Genomic DNA, 15,171 nt, shown 5'->3' on the forward strand with positions numbered 1-15,171 from the left:
ACGTAATTCCCCAGGACTGCGGTCACGTAATTCCCCAGGTCCTCGGTCGTGGCATCTCAGCGGTGGCCTGAAAGACCCTGGCCCTCGACGTTCAGGACGATCTTGCCTTGGAGGTGTCCCCGCTCGGCGCGGGTGTGAGCGGCGGCCGCCTCACGCAGGGGGAAGACGCTGTCGATGGCGACGCGCACCTGCCCGGCGTCGATGAGGGTGGCCAGCTCCGCGAGATCCGAACCGCTTGAGCGCACCTGCCACATGGTCTCGAGGATGATCCCGAGTTCGGCCGCACGCTCACGGTGGTAGTCGCCCAGGAAGACGGGCGCGATCCGGCCGCCGCGCCGCACAGTCGGCAGCAAGCGGTGCGCTTCGGAGCCGCCGACCGTGTCGATCAGCAGGTCCACATCACGGACGACCTCCTCGGCGGGCGCCCAGGTGTAGTCGACGAACCGGTCCACACCCAGGCCCAGCAGGAACTCCTCGTGTCGCCCAGAGGCGATGCCGATCACCTCCTTCGCGCCGGCCACCCGGACGAGCTGCGCAGCGAAGTGGCCGACCCCGCCCGCCGCTCCGTTGACCAGAACGGTGGAGCCGATGCGGCCGCGCAGGTGAGTGAAGACGTACTGGTAGGCCGTGAGCCCGGCCATCGGCACGGCCGCGGCCTCTGTATGCCTGAGGGCTGCCGGCTTGGGAGCCAGGTGGGCAGCGGGTGAGACCGCGTACTCGGCGTACCCGGATGCGCGGCCAGGGAAGTTGACCAGGCCGAATACCTCGTCGCCGGGCCGCCACTCGGTGACACCGGGGCCGAGGTCCGTGACCACGCCGGAAATGTCACTGCCCAGGATGAGCGGCGGCGTCCAGTTCGGCCGGAACTCGACCGGGAAGTTCTCGAAGCCGCGCCGCGCGTACCAGTCCGGCGGGTTGACACCCGCCGCGTGGACCCGCACCAGCACCTCACCCGGCCCGGGCTCTGGCCGGGCCACCTCCTCGTAGACCAGTTGCTCGGGCTCGCCGAAGGCGTGCAGCCGGACAGCTCGCATCGTTGCCGTACCCATGGACCCCTCCCCAAATTCCACTGCGGATCACCCCGGATAGAATCCGGAGCACCGTTCCGGAACAGGAAACCGGAGCGGTGCTCCGGTTGTCAAAGGCAGGTTCCGCAATGTTCACCGAGTCGCACCCCGGCAAACCGCGCGCAGCACGCTCCGACGCGCAGCGCAACCGTGACCGCATCCTGGAAGTGGCCGCAGAGGCCGTCGCGGAACAGGGGACCCCGGCTTCCCTGCGGGACATCGCCCGACGCGCCGGCGTCGGCCTCGGCACGCTCTACCGGCACTTCCCGAACCGAGACGCCCTGCTGGAGGCCCTGCTTCACCAGCGCTTCACCCACCTCGCCGAACGGGCAGACGCACTTGCCGCCACCGCCCTGCCCGAGCGCGCGCTCGCCGAGTGGCTATACGAGTTCACTCTCGGCGCGGGCGCCTACCAAGGCCTGCCGGCCACCCTGATGGCTACTCTGAACGATCCACAGTCACCTCTGCACGCCGACTGTCTGACGATGCGCCAGGCCGGTGGCCGACTGCTGGAGACGGCCCAGGAGTCAGGGGGGATCCGGCCGGACGTGGCCCCCATCGACCTGTTTGCACTGGCCAACGCCCTCAGCTGGATCGCCGACCAGGCCCCGACGCTTGCCGAGCGCCGGGAACACCTCTTCCACTTGGTAATGGACGGGCTGAGGCCGCGGTCCGACCGGGGCTGATCCACCACCCGTGGCCGCTGTGTCGCCCGAGCCGCCCCTTCGCGATCGCCATCCCCATGGGGAGACGTGACCGAGAGGGTGGGGAATTACGTGATCGTCGACACCCGGACGAAGAGTCCGTCCCAGCCGGCCTGTTCGGCGGCAGCCGCCACGGTCGCGACGTTACGGGAGGCGGCGAAGTCACCGAAGTCGGGGATGTTGATGGAGGAGCGCAACCCAGCACCATGCGCAGGCGGCCACGAAGGGGCAATCAGATTTGATCCAGGCGGCTTCACGGCAGGCGTCCGCCGTCAGGGGACGTGTCATCTCCGCCAGGGTACTTCCGCGAGTGTGTGGTGTGCGGTGGTGAGGAGTCGGGCGATCCTCAGGGGCGCACACAGGGCGGCGGGGGAGTGCATGGGTACGGCCCAGTAGGAGGCGAACGTCCGCGGATTCAGCTCTACTTCGCTCGGGCTGGGTACGCCGAGGTAAGTGCCGCGGCCGAGGAGTTCGACGCCTAGCCTGGCTCGCCACTCGTCTGCTGCTTGGCGCCAGGTGTGGGGCATGCTGGCGGGGACGAGTGCGTAGTACCGGCGCCCACGGGGGTCGCAAGCGACGCGATGGGCGGCCGCCGGGCTGACGCGCATCCTCAACTTCGACGCGGTGACCGCGGCAGACCTGTTGTGGGAACGCCGCGCCCCACCGCGTTTGCGTCCGGCGCCACCAGTCGCGCCCGCAGCGCCGCGATCGTCTCGGGCGTCACGCCGGCGCACTCGATCACATAGTCCCCCACTGATCCGTACCGCTCGCGCAACGCGTCCAGCGTGGCCGCCATCGCATGCCGGGGTGCGCCGAACACCGCGTGGTAGCGCTCCAGATCCAGGCCATGCTTGGCAAGCCTGGGCAACAGCCGGGCCATCCGGCGTTCGCTGTAGTAGAGCCTGCTCAGCGTGTAGTCGTCCAGCACCGTCGCGTCGTCCACGCCGAGTACCGACAGCAACAGCGCAGCCGCCAGACCGGTGCGGTCCTTGCCCGCGGTGCAGTGGATCACCGCGGGTACGGCGTCCGGCGCGGCGAGCCCGGTGAGGACCCGGCCGAGGACAGGCGCCTCCTGCTCGGCCATGTCCAGGTAGACCCGGTGCAGAAAGTCGTCCGGGACGGCGTCGAGTCGGCCACTGCGGAACAGGTCGCCGAGCGGGGTCGCGCGCGAGGCCTCGCCGCCGATGGCGAACGGCTCGCGCCGGACCGCGGCGGGCAGCGCGGAGGGCGCCTTCGTGCGTTCGTCGTCGGTGCGCAGGTCGTACGCCACCCGAAGGCCGAGTCCGTCGATCGCGGCGACGTCGGCGGTGGTGAGCCGGTCGGGCGCGTCCGCGCGGAAGACCAGGCCCCACCGGGTACGCCCGCCGTCCTGCGTGCGATATCCGCCCAGGTCCCGGAAGTTGCTCGCGCCCTCCAGCGGCACCACGCGTTCGGCGGCGAGCACCGCGGCACCTCCGTCGGCCGGCGCGACGGACACGTAGTGCCGGCCGGGGGCCAGCACGGGCAACGGCAGCCGCGTCGCGCCGTCGACGCGGGCGACCGGACGATCGTGGTCGATCGACTCGGGCGTCGGCCCGACCGCCACTTCCACCGGGCCGGCGCCGGCCAGCTCCCAGGACACGTCGAGGACGCCGGTAGCGTCGCGCACCACGTCGACCGCCAACACGACCGTTCCCATGCGATTTCTCCTTGTCGTCAGGCGAAGCCCGGTCAGACGCGGGCCGCCCAGTCGATCCGGTAGTCGAGGACCCAGTCGAGCGAACCATCGGGCATGGTGTCGTTCAGCTTGGCGGCCGACGCGCGGGCGCCGAGCGCGACGATGCCCTCGACCCGCTCCCGGCGCAGTTGTTCGTAGCGGGCGAAGGCCTGCGCCCTGGGCAGGTCACGCAGGCACTTGGCCAGCACCACCGCGTCCTCGAGCGCCATCGACGAGCCCTGACCGGAGGTCGGCGTGGTGGCGTGCGCCGCGTCGCCGAGAACGACCAGCCTGTCCCGCCACCAGGTCGGCACGGTGGGCAGGTCGTGGGTGGGCAGCGCGTACAGGTCGGAGTACGTCGCGCGGATCACGTCCGCCACGAACGAGGGCGCCTCGGCGAAGGTGTCCAGCAGCCGTTCGGTGAGCACGTCGCGGGTCATCGCCGCCAGTTCGGCCCGGCTCGGTTCCGCGCTCCAGAGCAGGTTGGCGAACCACCACACCTCGCCCCTGCCCGAGGTGGTGTAGCCGAAGAAAGCCTTGCGGCTGGGGATGAACCGAAGCTGGGCCGGTTCACCGGGAGCGTCCACATCGGAGGCGTAGCCGCGGATGTTCAGCAGCGGGGCGTAGCGCGCGGCCGGCGCGGCCGGGTCGATGACCGACCTGGTCCGGGAGTGGATGCCGTCGCAGCCGATGAGCAGGTCTCCGGAGAGAGCCGTACCGTCGGCGAACCGCGCGACCACCCCGTCGCCGGTGGTGTCGGCGCCGACCAGCTTCCGGTCGTGCTCGATCCGCGCGCCGCGCGCCACCGCGGCTTCGCGCAGCAGCCGGTACAGGTCGGCGCGGCGCATCGGCGCGAAGCCGGACGGCCCGGCCGCGCCGGCGAGCGACTCCCGCAGCGCGGTCTGCTTGAGTCCCAACACATCGAGCGCGGCAAGGCCGTTGGGGGCGAGCATCACCCACAGCCCGGCGTCCTTGTCCTCGCGCGGACGGGCCTCGCAGATGGTGACGTCCGCACCGATCGAACGCAGGGCGACGGCGGTGGCCGGACCGGCCACCCCGCCACCGATGACCAGGGCGTGCATTGCTGGCTAGTTCCTCTCTCGTCCGGTCGTGCGGGCATGCACGATCCGCCCGCCGAACAACAGGTCGGGCAGCGATGGGTCGAGCGCGTAGCGCTCCAGGCAGTTCCGCCAGCCGAGGTCGGTGACGCTGTCGAACCCGGCGTCGGCCAGTTCGGCGGCGATCTCGGCCGGGGTGAAGAACGACCGCCATGGCTCGCCCATCCGGGCCTTCGCCTCGGTCTGTGCGGCGAGCGCGGGCCTGCGGTGCGGCGGCAGCGCGGAGGGTGGCTGGTTGTAGTCGAAGACCAGTTCGGCGGGTGCGGGCAACCGCGCCACGAAGCGCGCCGTGGCCGGCAGCGCGTCCCTGTCCAGATAGGGGACCACGCCCAGCAGCAGGAAGAACGCCGGTGCGTGCCGGTCGAATCCGGCCGTGGCAAGGCCCGCCTCCGCGGTCTGCTCGGCGAAGTCGACAGGGCAGAACACGACCGTGTCCGGTACCTCGATGCCGGCCTCGGCCAGCCGTTCGCGTTTCCACGCCTGGGTGGCCGGATGGTCGACCTCGAACACGCGTAGCGCCGGATTCCGGTTCCGGTAGGCGAAGGTGTCCAGGCCGGCGCCGAGGACGACCACCTGCCTGGTGTGCGCGGCGGCGGCGAGCGCGTCCTCGGCCACCCGCTGGCGCAGCGCCATGAACAGCCGGACCTCGGCAGGCATGCCGGGCGCGCCGGCCGGCCTCGGGTCGTCGTCGACGCCGCCGACGATGCGCGCCGCCAAGGGGTCGGTGAACACGCGTGGTGAGTCCGCCACCTGGTGCACGGCGCGGGCACGCGCCGAACTCAACGCGGTACGGCTGGGCCGGCCCGTCTGCATCACCGATCTCCTCCTGTGGTGGTCAGCCGCAGCCGCCGGGCGCAGCTGATCAGTTCCGCCCGGCGGCTGACTCCGAGCTTGACCTTGATCGACGCCCGCTGTGCCTCGATGGTGCGTACCGACAGGCCGAGCTCGTCGGCGATCTGCTGATGGGTCAGGCCGTCGGCGATCAGCGCGAGCACCTCGCGTTCCCGTCTGCTCAGCGCGCCCTCGGGATCGGCGTGCCGGTCGAACAGCGCCGCGCCGAGCGCCGGATGGAGGTACCGGCCGCCCGCGGCGAGCGTGTCGACCGCGGCGACGAGTTCCCCGGCGGCGGCGTCCTTGGGCAGGAACCCGTGCGCGCCGGCGGCGAGCGACTCCCGTGCCGAGTCCAGGTCGTTGTGCATGGTCAGGATGAGCACCCGGGTGGTCGGCGACAGGGCCCGCACGGTGGGCAGGACGCCAAGGCTGAGGGTGCCCTCGAAGCTCAGGTCGAGCAGCAGCACGGCGGGCCGATGCAGGTTCACCTGTTCGACGGTGGCGGCCAGGTCCGCCGCCTCGCCCACGATCCGGTAGCGGTCGTCGGCGAGCAGCGTGCGGATGCCACAGCGCACCACCGGATGGTCGTCGCTGATCAGAATGGTCGGCCGGGACGTGGGGTCTCGCGGCGTCATCGCTGGACTTCCCCCTCCGATACCGGGTTTCTGGGCAGTACGAGGGTGACGAACGTGCCGGCGCGACCGGACTGGACGGCCAGGTGTCCGCCCGCGTCCCGTGCCTGCGCGTCCATGGCGGTCAGCCCGAAGTGGGGGCGGGTGGTGGCCGCCGCGAAGCCGCGGCCGTCGTCGTGCACCGCGCAGACCAGCCGGTCCGGCCATGTGGCCACGCTCACCCAGGCATGCTGCGCGTCACTGTGCTTGGCGGTGTTGTGCAGTGCCTCGCGCACGATCCCGTAGGCGATCAGGTCGTTTCCCGCCCACCGGCCCGGCGGCGCGGTGCGGTTCTCGACGTGCATGCGGATGCCCGTGGCCGACTGCAGGTGTTCGGCGGTGGCGGCCAGCGCGCTGGGCAGGTCCGGCTGCGGCGGGGCGGGCGGGGCCGAACCGCCGATCAGGCGGCGCAGGCCCGCGATCTCGTGGTCCAGCAACTGCCGTAAGTCCGTGCCCAGTTCGCGGGGCAGCGGGCCGTCCTGGGCGAGCGCCCGGTCCAGCCGGATCCGGGCGATGGCCAGGGCCTGCAGCACGCCGTCGTGCAGTTGCTGGGCCAGCGGGGGAGAGGCGCCGCTCATCGTGCCCCCGGATAGCGTGCGGCGAACAGGCAGACTGCACCGGACCGGACCGTTTCGACGTCGGTGAACCGGGCGCGCAGCTGCTCGTCCAGATCTTCCATCCGGTCGTCGAGGTTGCTGAACACCTCGCTGCGGTTGAGCTTGGCCAGCAGCTTGGCGGACCGCTTCGTGTGGTGCGGGCCGGTGCCCAGCACGGTGCTGCCGAACACCCGCGCGCCGGGCTCCAGGAACGGCACCACCTGGTCGAACACCACCGCCTTCTGGCGCATCGACCCCGGCAGGCAGTGCAGCAGGAAGTTCATGCCGACCGAGTCGAACCGCGCGCTGCCGAGGGCGAACGGCTTGAACGCGTCACCCACCAGGGTCTCGGGGCGATACCGCCGGATGCGGTGCGCGGCGGTGGCCAGCACCACCTCGTTGAGGTCGACCAGGGTGATCGACGGGGATTTCCCCGGAAACCGGCATTTGTTCAAAAACCAGCCGGTGCCCGGTCCGATATCCAGATGCGACGCGCTGACCTGCCGGTTGTAATGCGCCAGCATGCGGCCACGCGGGCAGCGCCACATGAACCGGCTCATCATGCCGAGCACGAACATGTCGTAGGCGGCGAGCATCGGACGCCGATAGTGCTCGGCGGCGGCCTGGATGCGCGCCTCGGCCGGCTCCGCGGGCCCGGTCCGCGCCTGGTTCGCTTCCATGTCCCTCGTCCCGCTCAGGCGCGGGTCGCGGTGATGAACTGGCCGCCGGTCAGCCGGCCGTCGGGCCGTCCGTACCGCGGCCCCAGCTCGCCGCGCTCGGTGATCTCGATGGTCCAGCCCTGGCCGGCCACCCAGTCCCGCCCGCCCGGGCCGAGGCCACCGCGGACCATCTTGCTGATCCGGTCTGCGCCGGGCGTGGTCAGCGCGGCGGCTGCGGCCTTCGGGTCCGGACCCGGCTTGTCGGAGTGCTCGAACACCAGCCGGCTGCCCGGCGCGGACAGCCGTCCGACGTCGGTGATCACCTGCTGCGCCTGGTCGGCGGTCAGGTAGGGCAGCACGCCCTCGGCGACCCACGCGGTCGCCCTGCCCGGGTCGAACGTGCTGCCCGTGATGCGCGCGGCGAAGTCCTCGCGCAGGTCGGCGTGGACGGCGGTGCGCGAGCGGGCGGTCGGCCGCGCGCCGGCGTCGGCGAGCACCTTGTCCTTGAAAGCGAACACCGACGGCGTGTCCACCTCGAACACGTCCGCGTCGGGCACCGGCAGCCGGAAGGCGCGCGCGTCCAGACCGGCCCCGAGCAGCACCACCTGGCTGCAGCCGCCCGCCACCGCCTCGCACAGGAAGTCGTCGATGAACCGGGTGCGCACCACGCCCCGGGAGTAGAACAGGTCGACCCAGGCGACCAGCGACGGCCACTCGTCGTCGGTGATCACGGCCTTGGCCGCGTCGACGAACGACTGGGCGTACGGATCGTGGAACATGCGGTCTTCGCGGCCGGATTCCATGGCCCTGGCCATCGCCACCGCGACCGCGGTGACCCCTGCGCCGGCCGGTGCCTTTGTCTGAGCTGCTGCCGCGTCCATTTCAACTCCTCATGCCCGGGGAAATCAATTGAATTCAGTGAAGCATCACGCCTGAAAAGGCGTCAATTGATTCCGCAGGTAGGTAAAAAGCCATTCGCGAGGATGGGTCGGCCTCATTCTCGAGAACGAGCCGATTTAGTTCTCTTGGCTGAAGATGATCCGACTGATTTCCGCGTAGTCTGAGCTGCGGGTTCGTTGCCTATTGCGAAGGGAATGACCGTGTCGGCATTCACAATTAACGAACTAATGGAGATCCTGGTCGTCAAGGCCGGGCTTCCCCGGTCCGCGGTCACCGACGATCCGACGGCCACGCTGAGCGACGTCGACCTGGACTCGCTGGCGCAGCTGCAGGTCAGGGCGGAGATCGAGGACCGCTACGGGTTCGAGTTCGGCGAGGAGTTCGTGAACGCGACCTTCGGTGAGCTGGTGAAGCTCGTCAACAAGGGACTGAGCGAGCACGCGCGATGAGCGAGGAGCGACGCATCGCGGTCACCGGGATCGGTGTGGTCGCACCCGGTGGCGCCACGCGGAAGGCGTTCTGGCAGCTGCTCACCGACGGGCGCACCGCGACCCGCCGGATCTCGCTGTTCGACCCCACGCAGTTCCGCTCCCAACTGGCCGCCGAAGTCGACTTCGATCCGCTCGCCGCGGGGCTGACCCGACAGGAGGTGTTCCGCAACGACCGGTCCGTCCAGTTCGCGTTGGTCGCCGCCGACGAGGCGATGGCCGACGCGGGCCTGGCGCTGGACGCCGGATTGGACCACGACCGGATGGCCGTGTGCCTGGGCAGCGCGGTCGGCGCGAGCACCCGCCTCGAGGACGAGTACGTGGTGGCCAGCGACGGCGGCCGGGACTGGCTGGTCGACCCGGAGTTCGGCTCCGGCTTCCTCTACCAGGCGTGGATACCCAGCACCATGGCCGCCGAGGTCGCCTGCCGGTACGGCGCGCACGGCCCGGCCTCGGTGGTCTCCACCGGCTGCACCTCGGGCATCGACGCGATCGGGCAGGCGTACCAGCTGATCCAGGACGACATGGCCGACATCGTGGTCGCCGGCGCGAGCGACGCGCCCATCACACCCATTTCGATCGCCTGCTTCGACGCCATCGGCGCCACCAGCGCCCGTAACGACGACCCCGAACACGCCTCCCGGCCCTTCGACGCGACCCGCGACGGTTTCGTGATGGGCGAGGGCTCGGCCGTACTCATCCTTGAGGAGTACGAGCACGCCCGGCGCCGGGACGCGCACATCTACGCCGAGATCCTCGGCTACGCCAACCGGTGCAACGCCTTCCACATGACCGGACTGCGCCCGGACGGCAACGAGATGGCCGTCGCGATCCGCAGTGCGCTGGCCCAGGCGCGGCTGGACCCGACCGCGGTGGACTACGTGAACGCGCACGGCTCGGGCACCAAGCAGAACGACCGGCACGAGACCGCCGCGTTCAAGCAGAGCCTCGGCGCCCACGCCTACCGGGTGCCGGTCAGCTCGATCAAGTCCATGGTCGGGCACTCGCTCGGCGCGATCGGCTCCATCGAAGTGGCCGCGACCGCGCTGGCCATCGAGCACAACGTCGTGCCGCCCACCGCCAACTACGCCCACCGCGACCCGTTGTGCGACCTGGACTACGTGCCCAACACCGCACGCGACCACCGGGTCGACGTCGCGCTGTCGGTGGGCAGCGGGTTCGGCGGGTTCCAGTCGGCCATCGTGCTGGCCGGGGTGCGCTGATGGCGGCCGTGATCACCGGTCTCGGCGTGGTCGCGCCGACCGGCATCGGAGCGAACGACCACTGGCGCGCGACCCTGGCCGGCGAGCTGGCGGTGCGGCCGATCGAGACGTTCGACACCAGCCGCTACGCCACCACGCTGGCCGGCCAGGTGCCCGGTTTCGACGTCACCGAGCACGTGCCCGACCGGCTGGCCGTCCAGACCGACCGCTGGACCTGGCTGGCAGTCGCCGCCGCCGGCATGGCCCTCGACGACGCCGGCTACGACCCCTCCGCCCACGATCCGTACGCCACCTCGGTGATCCTGGGCAGCGGCTCGGGCGGCAACGAGTTCGGCCAGCGCGAGATCCAGGCGCTGTGGAGCCGGGGCCGCAAGGCGGTCGGCGCGTACCAGTCCATCGCCTGGTTCTACGCCGCGAGCACCGGGCAACTGGCCATCCAGCACGGCACCAAGGGGCCGTGCGGGGTGCTGGTCTCCGACGCGGCATCCGGCATCGACAGCCTGGGCTGGGCCGTCCGCGCGATCCGCCGCGGCACCGGCGCCGTGCTGGCAGGCGGCACCGAGGCGCCGATCGCGCCGTACGCGCTGACCGCCCAGATGGCCGGTGGCCACCTGTCCACCGCGACCGACCCGAAGGCCGGCTACAAGCCGTTCGACCGGGCGGCCAACGGCCACCTGCCCGGCGAGGGCGGCGCGGTACTGCTGGTGGAGGACGAAGCCGCCGCGCGGGCCCGGTCCGGGCCGGCCGGCTACGGCGTGATCGCCGGCTACGCGGCCACCCAGGACGCGCACCACTACCGCACGGCCGCACCGGACGGGCAGCAGTACGCCCGGGCGATCGGGCTGGCCCTGCAGCGGGCCGGCGTGCGCCCGGACGAGGTGGACCTGGTGCTGGCCGACGGCGCAGGCCGCCCGGACGCCGACGCCGCCGAAGCGAAGGCGCTGTGCTCGGTGTTCGGCCCGCACGGGGTTCCGGTCACCGCGCCGCAGGGTCTGGTCGGCCGGCTGCTGGCCGGCGGTTCGGCGCTCAACGTGGCCACGGCGCTGCTCGCGATGCGGGAAGGCCTCATCCCGCCGGTGGGCAATCTCGACGACCCCGACCCGGCGTACGGCCTCGACCTGGTGCGCGAGCCGCGCGAACGCAGGCTCGACACCGTGCTGGTCACCGCGCGCGGACACGGCGGATTCAACAGTGCGTTGGTGCTGCGCACCTGTACTGCGTAACGCACAGAGCGTCTCGTTCAGCGTCTCGTGCAAGGAGGACGGAAGCCGACTGGCAACGAGTTCCGGCATGACAACGGCCGCGCGGGTTCTTCGAGTGTGATCGGGAAGTGACCTCGCGCGGCCTGTCTCGTCCTGCCTTCTGCGGCGTGAGGGCGGTCATCTGCAAGCCGCATTCCGGACTTTGTCGGCACGCTCCGGCAGCCTTCGGCGGTGGCCGTGCTGCCTATATAGCAACCCGGCGGACAGTAACAGGGGTCGAGCCGACACGCGGCGTTCGTTGCTGCGAACCACGAGGGAGCGTGAAGATGACGGTTACGCCACTGTACTGCAGGCCAACCAAGTGCGGCGGGGAATGCTCTTCGCCTGACAAATCCGCAAATGGCCTTATCACTCCCCGGGCGGGCTCGACAGATGTCGTGCGTGGCTTGAAGGAGTTTTTGCCGGTCGGAGTTTGCAGTGGTTCCGGTGTGTACCGGGCGGGCATGACGACCGTTCTGCGCGGTATTCCGGGGATGGATGTGGTGGCCGAATTCGACACCGCGAGTTACAGTCCTCGGCTGCTGCTGGAACAACGGCCGCGCGTGCTGCTGATGGACCTGGACGGCTTCGACATACAGGACCTGCTGGCCCGACGGGTGGTCAGCCGGACCGCGGAGCAGGCGGTGAAGGTGCTCGCCCTGTCCGCCAGCCTGGACCCGGACCTGGCGATGAAGGTGCTCCGCGGGGGCGCGGAGGGCTTCCTGCACAAGGACACACCGGTGCGGGGGCTTGTCGACGCGATCCGGGCGGTCGACCAGGGCGGCGCGGCACTGGACCCGCAGGTGGCCGGCGAACTGGTCTCCGCACTGCGCTACAGCGGCCCTTCGGAGGTTCAGGCCGGGCCGGGCAGCGGGGTCAAGCTCACCCCGCGGCAGCGGCAGATCCTCAGCCTGATCGGCCATGGGCTGACCAACGTGGAGATCGCCGACCAGCTGCAGCTGGGCAGGCCCACGGTGAAGACGCACATCTCATCGTTGCTGCGCGCGCTCGACCTGCGCGACCGGACCCAGCTGGCGGTGTACGCCTGCACGCACGGTTTCCGGACCTACGCGGCACTGCCCCTGAATTGACTGCCGTTGCGGGTTTCCCGCAGTCGACTGCGGATTTTCCGCGGAGTTTTCACGGAATATTTCCGATGCGGCCCGAGAAGATCACCGGAGATGATTCACGCATGAGCAATTCACAGGTGGGCCGAATCCGCGCCTCAGACATAGAGCCCTATCGGGCGCGCGGCGGCCAGTTGCGTATGGTGCTCCACCCCGGTTCGGTGGGCAGCCGATCCGGCTATATGGGCACGGCTGTTCTCCAGCCCGGCGAACACGTGGTGGAGCATTTCCACCCGTATTCCGAGGAGTTCCTGTTCGTCGTCAGCGGCGACCTGGTGCTCGAGGTCGAGGGCGAGGACTGGGCACTGAAGGCCGGTGACGGCATCTACGTGCCCATCGGCAAGCGGCACCGGCTGCGCAATGTCGGTACGACCGAGTCGATGACCGTGTACCACATCGGTCCGCTCGCGCCGGACCCGTCGCTGGCGCACGTCGACACCGAGGTCCTCGGCGAATCGCAGGCCGAAACGACCGATGCCGCGGCCGGCACGGCCCGCATCCTGTTCATGATGACGGTGGCCGAGGAGAAGCGGGAGGAGTTCCTGGCCGCCTACGAGAAGGTCCGGTTCAGCGTTGCGGCGACCCCCGGACACATTCGCGACCAGATCTGCCAGGCGCCGGACAACCCGGAAAAGTGGCTGATCGTCAGCGAATGGACCTCCATCGCGGACTTCTTCACCTGGGAGAAGTCCGACGAGCACAAGGAACTCGTCAAGCCGATGCGGGCCTGCTACTCCGATCCGGAGTTCCGCAGCTTCACCGTGGTCGCCGAGACGATGGGGACACGGTCATGAGCACGATCTCCGCCGACAGCCCTCTCATGACGTACATCAACGTCTTCCACTGCAAGCCGGAGAACCAGCAGGCGTTGTCCGCCGCGATCCGCAAGGAGACCGACGAGGTCGTCCGGCACATGCCCGGCTTCATCTCGGCCAACGTGCACTGCAGCGTCGACGGCAGCCGGGTGACCAACTACGCCCAGTGGAGCGAGCTCGCGGCCTTCCAGGAGCACATCCGCAGCGAGGCGGGCCGCGCGCTGATTCTCGAACTGCACAAGTACGCCGACGACGTGGACGTGCACGTGTACCAGGTCGACTGGACCGTGTCCGGCGAGGGGGAGTGACCGTGAAGACCGCGAAGGAACTCTGGGAGGCCGTGTACGCGGTGGTCGACGCCGGCAACCCCGCCGGGGTGGACGCCATGTGCGCCGCCGACGTCGAGATCCGCACCGCCAGCCAGCACAAGAGGGGCGCGAAGGCGCTCGCCGCGATGTTCACGCAGCAGCGCGGGCTGTACACGGAGCTGGAGATCACCATCGAGGGGACCGTCGAGTCCGCGGACGGCTCTGCGCTGTCGGTCGAGCTGACGCTGTCCGGCGTGCCCAAGGGCACCGGGCAGCGGCTGACCTGGAACGTCGTGGAGACGATCCGGGCCGACGCCGGCCGCATCGTGTCCTGGCACGCCATGCTCGACCGCACCGGCCTGGTCCAGCAGATCCGCGCGCTCCAGGGATGACCGCCATGCCGGCCGGGATATCGGTACGCCAGGAGGTCGAAGTCGCCGACGGCGTGGTCGCGGTGGTCAACGGCGACGGCAGCGCGGGCCTGTCGAACAGCGTGCTGCTGCTCGGCGATCCGACCACGGTGATCGACACGATGCTGCTGCCGGAGATGGCGGCCGACATCGTGACCGCGCTGAACCGCCGGGGCCGCGGCGCCGGACTGGTCGTCAACACGCACATCCACACCGACCACATCGGCGGCAACCTGCTGTTCGACAAGGTGCCGATCATCGCCCACCCGCGCACGGTGGCCGGGATGCGCAGGATGATCGGCGAGCCCGGCCTGCCCGCGCTGCTCGCCAAGGTGATGCCGAGGTTCGCGACGCGGCTGGCGGACTGGGACAGCGTGGCCGCCGAACCGGTGCCGCCCGACGGCATCGAAGGCGCGCTGCCCGACGGGGCGCGGGTGCTCGAGTTCACCGACGCCCACTCGGCGGCCGACCTCGTGGTGTGGCTGCCTGCCCAACAGGTGCTGATCACCGGCGACTTGTGCTTCGCCGGGGTGACACCGCTGGCCGTGCACGGGCGGGTCGGCCGCTGGCGTACGGCACTGGACCAGCTGATCGCACTCGATCCCAGGGTGGTCCTGCCCGGGCACGGCAGGCCGGCCGGGATCGAGGCACTGCGTGAACTGGCCGACTACTTCGACCGAGTACTCGCCGCCGCCCGGCTCGCACACGCCGAAAAGCTGCCAGCGGAAGCGGTGTGGGCCCGGTTCGATCCGGGCCCGGCGGCGAGCTGGCTCGAACCGGAACGAACTCTCGTGAACATCCAGGTCGCTCTGTCCGAGCTGACCGGAACAACCTTCCAAGGAGAACATCGTGTCTAACAAGATCAAGTGCCGTCGGATTCTGGACGAGGCCTTCTCCCAGGGCAAGGTCGACGTCCTCGACGAGCTGATGACCGAGGACTTCGTCAACCACAACGCCCCTCCCGGCATGGACACCAGCAAGGAGGGCGTGAAGTCCGTGATCCGGGTCGAGCGCGAAGGCTTCCCGGACATGAAGGTCGAGCTCATCCGCGACTTCGAGGAGGGCGAGTTCGTCATCCAGCACGTCAAGGTGAGCGGCACGCACAAGGGCTCGGTGTTCGGCGCGGCGCCGACCGGCCGCACCATCAGCTGGAACGAGATTCACATCGTCAAGCTCCGTGACGGCCGCGTGAGCGACCACTGGGCCTGCAACGACCTGCACGTGCTGCTGATGCAGCTGGGCAAGATGACGCCGCCCGACACGTCCGCGTTCCTCCAGGCCACCGGTTCCTGACCGGCAGCCTGCGTCGTCATCCGG

18 protein-coding genes and 1 pseudogene are annotated in these 15,171 nt (G+C 70.2%); 10 read left to right on the top strand and 9 right to left on the bottom strand.

Annotated features, from left to right (window positions below):
- Positions 1–56 precede the first annotated feature (56 nt).
- Positions 57–1,049, bottom strand: coding sequence for an NADP-dependent oxidoreductase (locus ACWD35_RS37760; RefSeq protein WP_451355897.1), 993 nt, complete (start codon positions 1,047–1,049; stop codon positions 57–59).
- A 107-nt stretch (positions 1,050–1,156) separates the two neighbouring features.
- On the opposite strand from ACWD35_RS37760, the gene ACWD35_RS37765 reads away from it, so the two are divergent.
- The gene (locus ACWD35_RS37765; protein WP_451355898.1) at positions 1,157–1,753 is read left to right on the top strand and encodes a TetR/AcrR family transcriptional regulator; all 597 of its coding nucleotides are present in this window, start codon (positions 1,157–1,159) and stop codon (positions 1,751–1,753) included.
- A 107-nt stretch (positions 1,754–1,860) separates the two neighbouring features.
- Here ACWD35_RS37765 and ACWD35_RS37770 read toward each other — a convergent pair.
- From ACWD35_RS37770 to ACWD35_RS37805, 8 genes and pseudogenes are all read right to left on the bottom strand, one after another.
- Positions 1,861–1,968 (bottom strand): annotated as a pseudogene (locus tag ACWD35_RS37770) (LLM class flavin-dependent oxidoreductase); the annotation flags it as partial.
- 413 nt (positions 1,969–2,381) lie between these two features.
- Positions 2,382–3,449, bottom strand: coding sequence for a tyrosine-protein phosphatase (locus ACWD35_RS37775; protein WP_451355899.1), 1,068 nt, complete (start codon positions 3,447–3,449; stop codon positions 2,382–2,384).
- Between the two features lie 32 nt (positions 3,450–3,481).
- Positions 3,482–4,549 carry an FAD-dependent oxidoreductase gene (locus tag ACWD35_RS37780; protein ID WP_451355900.1) on the bottom strand — a complete coding sequence of 356 codons (1,068 nt, stop codon included), beginning with the start codon at positions 4,547–4,549 and terminating at the stop codon, positions 3,482–3,484.
- A gap of 6 nt (positions 4,550–4,555) precedes the next feature.
- Complete coding sequence (locus ACWD35_RS37785) at positions 4,556–5,398, bottom strand: class I SAM-dependent methyltransferase (protein ID WP_451355901.1); 843 nt, start codon at positions 5,396–5,398, stop codon at positions 4,556–4,558.
- Entirely contained in the window at positions 5,398–6,051 is a 654-nt protein-coding gene (locus tag ACWD35_RS37790) for a response regulator (RefSeq protein WP_451355902.1), read from the bottom strand. Before ACWD35_RS37790 ends, ACWD35_RS37785 begins: the two co-directional genes overlap by 1 nt.
- On the bottom strand, positions 6,048–6,665 hold the full coding sequence (locus ACWD35_RS37795) for a sensor histidine kinase (RefSeq protein WP_451355903.1): 618 nt from the start codon (positions 6,663–6,665) through the stop codon (positions 6,048–6,050). Before ACWD35_RS37795 ends, ACWD35_RS37790 begins: the two co-directional genes overlap by 4 nt.
- On the bottom strand, positions 6,662–7,363 hold the full coding sequence (locus tag ACWD35_RS37800; protein WP_451355904.1) for a class I SAM-dependent methyltransferase: 702 nt from the start codon (positions 7,361–7,363) through the stop codon (positions 6,662–6,664). Before ACWD35_RS37800 ends, ACWD35_RS37795 begins: the two co-directional genes overlap by 4 nt.
- 14 nt (positions 7,364–7,377) lie before the next feature.
- Entirely contained in the window at positions 7,378–8,223 is an 846-nt protein-coding gene (locus tag ACWD35_RS37805) for an SAM-dependent methyltransferase (RefSeq protein WP_451355905.1), read from the bottom strand.
- A 246-nt stretch (positions 8,224–8,469) separates the two neighbouring features.
- On the opposite strand from ACWD35_RS37805, the gene ACWD35_RS37810 reads away from it, so the two are divergent.
- The 9 genes from ACWD35_RS37810 (at position 8,470) to ACWD35_RS37850 (ending at position 15,147) form a co-directional block, all read left to right on the top strand.
- Positions 8,470–8,691 carry an acyl carrier protein gene (locus ACWD35_RS37810; protein ID WP_451355906.1) on the top strand — a complete coding sequence of 74 codons (222 nt, stop codon included), beginning with the start codon at positions 8,470–8,472 and terminating at the stop codon, positions 8,689–8,691.
- Positions 8,688–9,953: a beta-ketoacyl-[acyl-carrier-protein] synthase family protein gene (locus ACWD35_RS37815; RefSeq protein WP_451355907.1), complete on the top strand. Its 1,266-nt coding sequence runs from the start codon at positions 8,688–8,690 to the stop codon at positions 9,951–9,953. Before ACWD35_RS37810 ends, ACWD35_RS37815 begins: the two co-directional genes overlap by 4 nt.
- Positions 9,953–11,176 (top strand): beta-ketoacyl synthase N-terminal-like domain-containing protein, encoded by a 1,224-nt coding sequence (locus ACWD35_RS37820; protein ID WP_451355908.1) that lies wholly within the window; start codon positions 9,953–9,955, stop codon positions 11,174–11,176. The genes ACWD35_RS37815 and ACWD35_RS37820 overlap by 1 nt, the downstream gene beginning before the upstream one ends.
- Before the next feature lie 482 nt (positions 11,177–11,658).
- Positions 11,659–12,285: a LuxR C-terminal-related transcriptional regulator gene (locus ACWD35_RS37825; RefSeq protein ID WP_451355909.1), complete on the top strand. Its 627-nt coding sequence runs from the start codon at positions 11,659–11,661 to the stop codon at positions 12,283–12,285.
- Between the two features lie 65 nt (positions 12,286–12,350).
- The gene (locus ACWD35_RS37830; RefSeq protein WP_451355910.1) at positions 12,351–13,115 is read left to right on the top strand and encodes a cupin domain-containing protein; all 765 of its coding nucleotides are present in this window, start codon (positions 12,351–12,353) and stop codon (positions 13,113–13,115) included.
- Entirely contained in the window at positions 13,112–13,444 is a 333-nt protein-coding gene (locus ACWD35_RS37835; RefSeq protein ID WP_451355911.1) for an antibiotic biosynthesis monooxygenase family protein, read from the top strand. The genes ACWD35_RS37830 and ACWD35_RS37835 overlap by 4 nt, the downstream gene beginning before the upstream one ends.
- A 2-nt stretch (positions 13,445–13,446) precedes the next feature.
- Positions 13,447–13,836 carry a nuclear transport factor 2 family protein gene (locus tag ACWD35_RS37840; RefSeq protein ID WP_451355912.1) on the top strand — a complete coding sequence of 130 codons (390 nt, stop codon included), beginning with the start codon at positions 13,447–13,449 and terminating at the stop codon, positions 13,834–13,836.
- Entirely contained in the window at positions 13,833–14,711 is an 879-nt protein-coding gene (locus tag ACWD35_RS37845) for an MBL fold metallo-hydrolase (protein WP_451355913.1), read from the top strand. The genes ACWD35_RS37840 and ACWD35_RS37845 overlap by 4 nt, the downstream gene beginning before the upstream one ends.
- On the top strand, positions 14,704–15,147 hold the full coding sequence (locus tag ACWD35_RS37850; protein WP_451355914.1) for an ester cyclase: 444 nt from the start codon (positions 14,704–14,706) through the stop codon (positions 15,145–15,147). Before ACWD35_RS37845 ends, ACWD35_RS37850 begins: the two co-directional genes overlap by 8 nt.
- Positions 15,148–15,171 lie beyond the last annotated feature (24 nt).

The organism is Streptomyces sp. NPDC002671 (assembly GCF_053592475.1).

Coding starts and splice junctions, on each gene's coding strand:
- ACWD35_RS37760 (WP_451355897.1), bottom strand. CDS start 1,049: ATGGGTACGGCAACGATGCGAGCTGTCCGGCTGCACGCCTTCGGCGAG.
- ACWD35_RS37765 (WP_451355898.1), top strand. CDS start 1,157: ATGTTCACCGAGTCGCACCCCGGCAAACCGCGCGCAGCACGCTCCGAC.
- ACWD35_RS37775 (WP_451355899.1), bottom strand. CDS start 3,449: ATGGGAACGGTCGTGTTGGCGGTCGACGTGGTGCGCGACGCTACCGGC.
- ACWD35_RS37780 (WP_451355900.1), bottom strand. CDS start 4,549: ATGCACGCCCTGGTCATCGGTGGCGGGGTGGCCGGTCCGGCCACCGCC.
- ACWD35_RS37785 (WP_451355901.1), bottom strand. CDS start 5,398: ATGCAGACGGGCCGGCCCAGCCGTACCGCGTTGAGTTCGGCGCGTGCC.
- ACWD35_RS37790 (WP_451355902.1), bottom strand. CDS start 6,051: ATGACGCCGCGAGACCCCACGTCCCGGCCGACCATTCTGATCAGCGAC.
- ACWD35_RS37795 (WP_451355903.1), bottom strand. CDS start 6,665: ATGAGCGGCGCCTCTCCCCCGCTGGCCCAGCAACTGCACGACGGCGTG.
- ACWD35_RS37800 (WP_451355904.1), bottom strand. CDS start 7,363: ATGGAAGCGAACCAGGCGCGGACCGGGCCCGCGGAGCCGGCCGAGGCG.
- ACWD35_RS37805 (WP_451355905.1), bottom strand. CDS start 8,223: ATGGACGCGGCAGCAGCTCAGACAAAGGCACCGGCCGGCGCAGGGGTC.
- ACWD35_RS37810 (WP_451355906.1), top strand. CDS start 8,470: ATGGAGATCCTGGTCGTCAAGGCCGGGCTTCCCCGGTCCGCGGTCACC.
- ACWD35_RS37815 (WP_451355907.1), top strand. CDS start 8,688: ATGAGCGAGGAGCGACGCATCGCGGTCACCGGGATCGGTGTGGTCGCA.
- ACWD35_RS37820 (WP_451355908.1), top strand. CDS start 9,953: ATGGCGGCCGTGATCACCGGTCTCGGCGTGGTCGCGCCGACCGGCATC.
- ACWD35_RS37825 (WP_451355909.1), top strand. CDS start 11,659: ATGACGACCGTTCTGCGCGGTATTCCGGGGATGGATGTGGTGGCCGAA.
- ACWD35_RS37830 (WP_451355910.1), top strand. CDS start 12,351: ATGCGGCCCGAGAAGATCACCGGAGATGATTCACGCATGAGCAATTCA.
- ACWD35_RS37835 (WP_451355911.1), top strand. CDS start 13,112: ATGAGCACGATCTCCGCCGACAGCCCTCTCATGACGTACATCAACGTC.
- ACWD35_RS37845 (WP_451355913.1), top strand. CDS start 13,833: ATGACCGCCATGCCGGCCGGGATATCGGTACGCCAGGAGGTCGAAGTC.